Annotated in this window: 5 protein-coding genes; all 5 read right to left on the bottom strand. The window is 30.5% G+C overall.

What is annotated here, in order from left to right:
* Positions 1–323 precede the first annotated feature (323 nt).
* The gene (locus BUB83_RS08530) at positions 324–1,394 is read right to left on the bottom strand and encodes a dipeptide epimerase (protein ID WP_073338032.1); all 1,071 of its coding nucleotides are present in this window, start codon (positions 1,392–1,394) and stop codon (positions 324–326) included.
* Between the two features lie 53 nt (positions 1,395–1,447).
* Positions 1,448–2,209 (bottom strand): serine hydrolase, encoded by a 762-nt coding sequence (locus BUB83_RS08525; RefSeq protein ID WP_073338031.1) that lies wholly within the window; start codon positions 2,207–2,209, stop codon positions 1,448–1,450.
* A gap of 62 nt (positions 2,210–2,271) precedes the next feature.
* Entirely contained in the window at positions 2,272–3,489 is a 1,218-nt protein-coding gene (locus tag BUB83_RS08520; protein WP_073338030.1) for a M20 metallopeptidase family protein, read from the bottom strand.
* 336 nt (positions 3,490–3,825) lie between these two features.
* Complete coding sequence (locus BUB83_RS08515; RefSeq protein WP_073338029.1) at positions 3,826–4,764, bottom strand: S66 peptidase family protein; 939 nt, start codon at positions 4,762–4,764, stop codon at positions 3,826–3,828.
* Between the two features lie 124 nt (positions 4,765–4,888).
* Positions 4,889–6,523 (bottom strand): peptide ABC transporter substrate-binding protein, encoded by a 1,635-nt coding sequence (locus BUB83_RS08510; RefSeq protein ID WP_073338028.1) that lies wholly within the window; start codon positions 6,521–6,523, stop codon positions 4,889–4,891.
* Positions 6,524–6,548: the final 25 nt, after the last annotated feature.

Here is a 6,548-nt window from a genome sequence, read left to right as displayed (position 1 = left end):
GTGAAAAAATAGATTATCACTTAGAAGATGGTCGCCATCGTTCTACTAAAATGTGGTATATCCGTACTTATGCAATCATGATGTGCCAGCACATTGATGCTTGGCAGAGCCATAATAATGATTCTTTAGATCTTAAAAAAATTATTTTTAACTAATCTATGGTTTTAAAGAATTTAAAAAAAATTCAACCTCGTAGGTTTATTTGCCATGCCCTTTTTTACAAATTGAATACTAAATTAAGCTACTTTTAGAACACAAATAGAATTCCCAGTTAATTTATTACTTTTTTTAATGTTATTTTCAATTTATTCCGAGAGTCTATTTTATTTTAATCCTATTACACCTAAACCAAATTCTTTGTTAAATGTAATTTCTGATTTGTTGTATATAATGCCTCCATTAACAGGCTCTTCTTTACATAATAGTGGAACATCTAAATCTACATCGATAATAGTTCTTTTTGCCCCTGCCAAATGAGCTGCTGCACTTACTCCTATTTTACTTTCCATCATTGACCCAATCATACACTCTATTCCATTTGATTCAGCTATAGATACTATTTTTAAAGCATTGTATATTCCACCTGTCTTCATAAGTTTTATATTAATCATATCCGCTGCTCTCATATTAATTAATTCCATAGCATCCTCTGGTGAAAAAACACTTTCATCAGCTAGTACCGGAATAGGCACATTATCAGTTACCATTTTCATTCCTTTAAAATCTTTGGCAAACACCGGTTGCTCCACAATTTCAATATCTACCCCTGCATCCAACATATTATTAACCGCATAAATTGCTTCTTTTGGTTTCCATCCCTGATTAGCATCCACTCTTAATTTTATGTCTTTACCTACAGCCTGTCTTATAGCCTTCATTCTTTCTAAATCTTTTTTCCCATCTTTACCTACTTTGATTTTTAAAACTTTATATCCTTCATTTATAGCTTCAATACTATCTCTTGCCATTTCTTCAGCTTCATTAAGACTAATTGTAATATCTGTATGAAGTGTTTTTTTGTAATTACCTAAAATTTTATATAAAGGTGCTTTATACAATTTAGCATATAAATCATAAAGTCCAATATCAATAGCTGCTTTAGCACTAGTATTCCCTATAAGGCAATTATTTAATATATGTAAATTTTCTTCAAGGTCTTCAACATTTCTACCCAATAAATTAGATTTAATATGATCTACTCCATTAATAATTGATCCAATAGTATCCCCTGTTATAACCTCAGTAGGCGCTGCTGCCCCATAACCAATAATATCTTCATCAGTTGTTATTCTTACAATAATATTCTCCATAACTCTCACTGTTCGAAGAGCCGTCTTAAATGGTTTTTTTAACGGAATTTGAATTCTTTCAGTTGTTATATCTTTTATGATCATTGTATCTTCCCCTTTTATTTTTTATAAATTTTGATTTTCATAGAAAGTCATGATTAAATATTTTCTTCCAAAATAATCTTAGCCACTTTTCCTACAAATTCTTGTGCCTTATATTTATCTTTACAATCTTTTGTCAAAATAACTAAAATAGAGTTTCCTTGCGAATGAAATATTATAGCTGCATCATTATTTATATTTGGTAGATCCCCCGTTTTATTAAATATTTCATAGGATTCATTCAAATATCTTGGTATCATTGTCATGAAAATTTGTCTTTTCATTATTGCAAATATTTTTTTATTAAGTTCACTATTGCGAAATTCATCTTTATAAATTTTGTATAATAATTCACCTACATCTTCTGCAGATGTCCAATTATCTATGCCATTTTCTCTTGCATAAAAATCCATCATTTTTCTATTTAAGCTTGTTTTTTGCATGGATAATTCATTTATTGTGTCATTTATATTGCTCATTCCAAGATAATTAATCAAAATATTTGTTGCCGTATTATCACTTTGTATTATCATTAATGTAATTAAATCTTCTAAGCTATATTTATCTATGGATAAAGCTTCAATAATGCTATATTCAACCGTATCGTTTCTATTCACTGGTATTTGAATCTCTAGGGATAAAGATTCTTCTGATACTTTTTTAAAAGCGTGATACATAATAAATAGCTTTATTAAACTTGCTGATGGAAGTTTTTCTTTTTCATTAAGTGTGAACTTCTTATTATTTTCTAAATTTTTATAATATATTGCGGTATTAATACCATATTCATTTATAATCTTTAATATTTTTTTTCTCAAATTAACACCACCACAAGATAATTAATTTCAAAATACTCCCCCGCATTACTTTGCACTTTATATTAACTATCTCCTAAAATACTTAAAACATTTAATACTTGTATTGCTATTCCATATTTCAAAGATTCTTCATCTATATCAAATAACTTATGATGCCCATCATGTACTATGCCTTTTTCTTCATTTCTACATCCTAATCTAAAAAAAGCTCCTTTTGCTTCTTTAAGAAAATAAGCAAAATCTTCTACTCCTAAACTTGGATGTTCAATTACTTTTATATTTTCAGTACCAATAACATATTCTGCATTATTTCTAACAAGGTCTACCATACTATTATCATTTATTAATGCAGTATATCCTTCCTCTAAAACTAACTCTCCTTTTCCTCCCATTGATTCAGCAATATTTTCCACCATAGATTTAATTCTTTTTAAGACCAAAGTCCGTGTTTCTTCATCTAAAGTTCTAATTGTTCCTATCATTTCTACTTTGTCTGCAATTATATTGGGTCTATTTCCTCCGTTTATAGTCCCTATGGTCACTACTGCTGAATTTAAAGGTGCTATACTTCTACTTACAATGGTTTGAATAGAATTTATTATTTGTGCTGATATAGCTATAGCATCTATTCCTGAATGTGGATAAGCTCCATGAGTACTTTCCCCACTAACTATTATCTTAATTGTATCTGAAGAAGCGTTATTTTTACCATATCTTATTCCTATTTTTCCTTTTTCAATTTCTGGTGCCATATGAAGACCAAAAATAGCATCTACTTTAGGATTTTCCATAACACCTTCTTCAATCATTGGTTTGGCTCCACCAACTGTTTCTTCTGCTGGTTGAAATATAAGTTTTATATTTCCATCAAATTCATTTTCTAAACTCTTTAATATCTTAGCAGTACCTAACAAAACAGCCATATGTGCATCATGACCACAAGCATGCATAATTCCATCCTTAGTTGATCTGTATGACACCTTGTTTTCTTCAAATATAGGCAATGCATCCATATCTGCTCTTAATGCTATCGTTTTTATATTATTTAAACTTTTTTTCCTACCAGAAATCAAACCTAAAACACCTGTTTTAGCCACTGGAGATTTATATTCAACTCCCATATATGTCAAGTATTCTGTAATCTTTTTGTTAGTTCTAAACTCCTCCATGCCCAATTCGGGATTCATGTGAAAGTCCCTTCTAACTTCAATAACCCAATCTATTATTTTATCTATCTCTTGAAATAATCTATCTTTATCAATTGATTTTATATTATCCATACTTATACCACCCTTTGCTGTTTGTTTAGATGACAGTTAATATTATTTGTACACAATAAATGTAAAAGGCGAAGAAACTATTTGTAGGGGCGGGTTTCCATGCCCGCCCGCTGTTTCCCAATAAAATTACAATTACAGAAAAATCATAATAAAAATATTATACTCCCTTCTGTATTTTGTATTTTTTATCAATATTATATATGTAATTATTATCAATATTATATATGTAATTATTATATATATAATTTATAGGCATAGCGGGGCGGCGTGGAAACCGCCCCCTACGAGTTAGTTCATCTTTTTTCTCTAAGCTGAATAAACTTCAATCTTTTTCTCTTAACTTAGTGAAGACCTCACTGTATTTTCTAACACTACAATTTCTCCATTATCTGCATCCAGTAAAGCTTTTACTCCAAATGGTAATGTGATCATAGGTTTACAATGGCCTGATTTCACATTATACACAATTGGCTTTCCACAGGGAGCAACTATTTGAGAAATAAGTTCTTTAATTTCAAAACTTTTATGTCCTTCTTTAGGTATACAATTATTGAAATCCCCAAAAATAATTCCTGTTGCATCTTTAAACTTATTAGCTAATCTTAATTGAGTCAACATTCTATCTATTTTATAAGGTGGTTCTCCAATTTCTTCTATAAATAATAATTTGCCTTTAGTGTCTATTTCATACTCTGTGCCTAAACTAGTAACAATAAGAGTTAAATTTCCACCTATAATTTCTCCTTCAGCTTTCCCTCCTACTAAAGTTTCAATTTCTTTTTTTCTTGGATTTTCTATTTTAAAACCTTCATTAAATGTAATTGTCCTCATAAAACTTTCTTTTGTAAAATCATCAAAATCTTCTAGCATATTAGACGCCACCATAGGCCCATGAAAAGTTACAAGATTTGATTTTTGATTAATTGCTACATGCAAACTTGTTATATCACTAAATCCATTAAATACTTTTGGATTATTTTTTATTGTATCATAATCAAGCATATCTAATATTCTAGGAGTTCCATACCCACCCCTCATACAAAATATACCATGTACATTGTTATCTTTAAAAGCTTTATTCAAATCTCTGGCCCTTACTTCATCTTTGCCTGATAAGTAAGCAAATTCTTCAACACAACTTTCACCTATAATAACATTAAATCCAAGATTTTCTACAGCATTTTTTACTTGTTCAATTTTTTCCTTTTCTGTAGGACTAGCTGGTGCAACTATATAAATAGTATCACCTTTTTTAAGTGCTCTAGGCTTTTGCATATATATCATCTCTCTTTTTAGAATTATTTATAATATAATACCTATTGTTATTATATTAAATTAAAATACTAAAAACAATAAAAAAAGAGGAATCTTTAAGATTCCTCTTTTATAAATTATAGAACTATCTAAGATTAAACATGTAATAGTAAGTACCGATTTGAGGTAATACTTTAAATGTAGGATCTTCTGCTTGTAATTTTGCAATTTCAGCACTTGGCATAGTATCTATTATATCTAATTCATTGTTTTGGTATGCTGTTAACATAGTTGATTCTTCAACTATCATAGAAGCATTAATTGTGTTTAATTTAACTGAATCAGCATTCCAGTAGTTTTCGTTTTTAACAAGAACTATTTTATCTCCAGATTTATATTCAGCTAATTTGAATGGTCCATTAGATATTGCTTTAGCAGGATCTTTAGCCCAAATACCTTCTGCATCAACAACATCTTCTCTTACTGGCATAAATGTATAGAATCCAGTTAATCCTAAGAAGTACTCAGTAGGAGTTGTTAAAGTAACTTCTAAAGTTTTATCATCTAAAGCTTTAACGCCAACTTCATCAGCAGTACCTGTTCCAGCTATAAATTCAGCAGCACCTTTAATAGAAGCTGATTCCATTATAAATGAATACTCAGAAGCAGTTGCAGGGTCCATAGCTCTTTTCCATCCAAATACAAAATCACCAGCTGTTACAGCTTTTCCGTCAGACCATTTAGCATCTCTTAATTTGAAAGTATATACTAAACCATCTTCAGAAACTTCATAGCTTTCAGCCATAGCAGGTACTATTTTACCTTTTACGTCTCTCATTAAACCTTCATATAAGTTAGTAAGAACGTCTCCACCATCAGAAGCAGAGTTTAATTGTGGGTCTAATGTTTTAGGGTCAGAACCTAAGTTCCAAGCTAATTCTCCATCTTCAGTAGATGTTTGACCAAAGTAAAACTGTCCCATTGTAGTTTTCATCCAACCTTCAACATTATCTTTAACCATTAAGATATCAGTATAATAGTATAAAGGAATTACAGGCATATCTTCCATCATTACTTTTTCTGCATCATAGAATTTTTGGAATCTTTCTTGACCAGAAGTACTTCTAGTTTCATTGATTAATTTATCATATTCTTCATTTACCCACTGACCATTGTTTTGTGGAGAAGTAGATAACATTATATCTAACATAGTTAATGGGTCAGCATAGTCACCTAACCAACCACCTCTAGCAAGTTCGAAGTTACCATTGTTTCTATCTTCTTGGAATACAGCCCACTCAGCGTTTGTTAATTTAACATCTATTCCTAAGTTTGCTTTCCACATTTGTTGAATAGCTTCTGCTATTGCTTTGTGTCCTTCTGAAGTATTGTAAGAAATTGTTAATGAAGGGAAGTTCTTTCCTTCTGGGTAACCAGCATCTGCTAGTAATTGTTTTGCTTCTTCAACTTTTGAACTATCTACAGGAACACCAAGGTCTCCTGCAGTTTTTCTAAAATCATTGCCTTCTGCATCTAATAATCCAACTGGTACAAAACCTGTAGCTGGAATTTGGCCACCTTTTGTTACAGTTTCAACTAACGCTGTTCTATCTATAGCGTAAGCTAAAGCTTTTCTCACATTAGGATCCTTCATTACTTCTTCTGCAGTTGCAGGAGCTTTTGTTTCTTCTACTGTTTCATTGTTTGTTTTTCCTGAACAACCAGCTAATAATGCCACTGACATTACACTAGCTAACAGGATCGATAAAAACTTTTTCATTTTATATCCCCCTTTTATTTATAAT

It is taken from the genome of Clostridium grantii DSM 8605 (assembly GCF_900129965.1).
Lineage (GTDB): Bacteria > Bacillota > Clostridia > Clostridiales > Clostridiaceae > Clostridium_AF > Clostridium_AF grantii.
The sequence above is the reverse complement of the archived record's forward strand: the minus strand, read 5'-3'. Positions and strand labels throughout refer to the sequence as shown.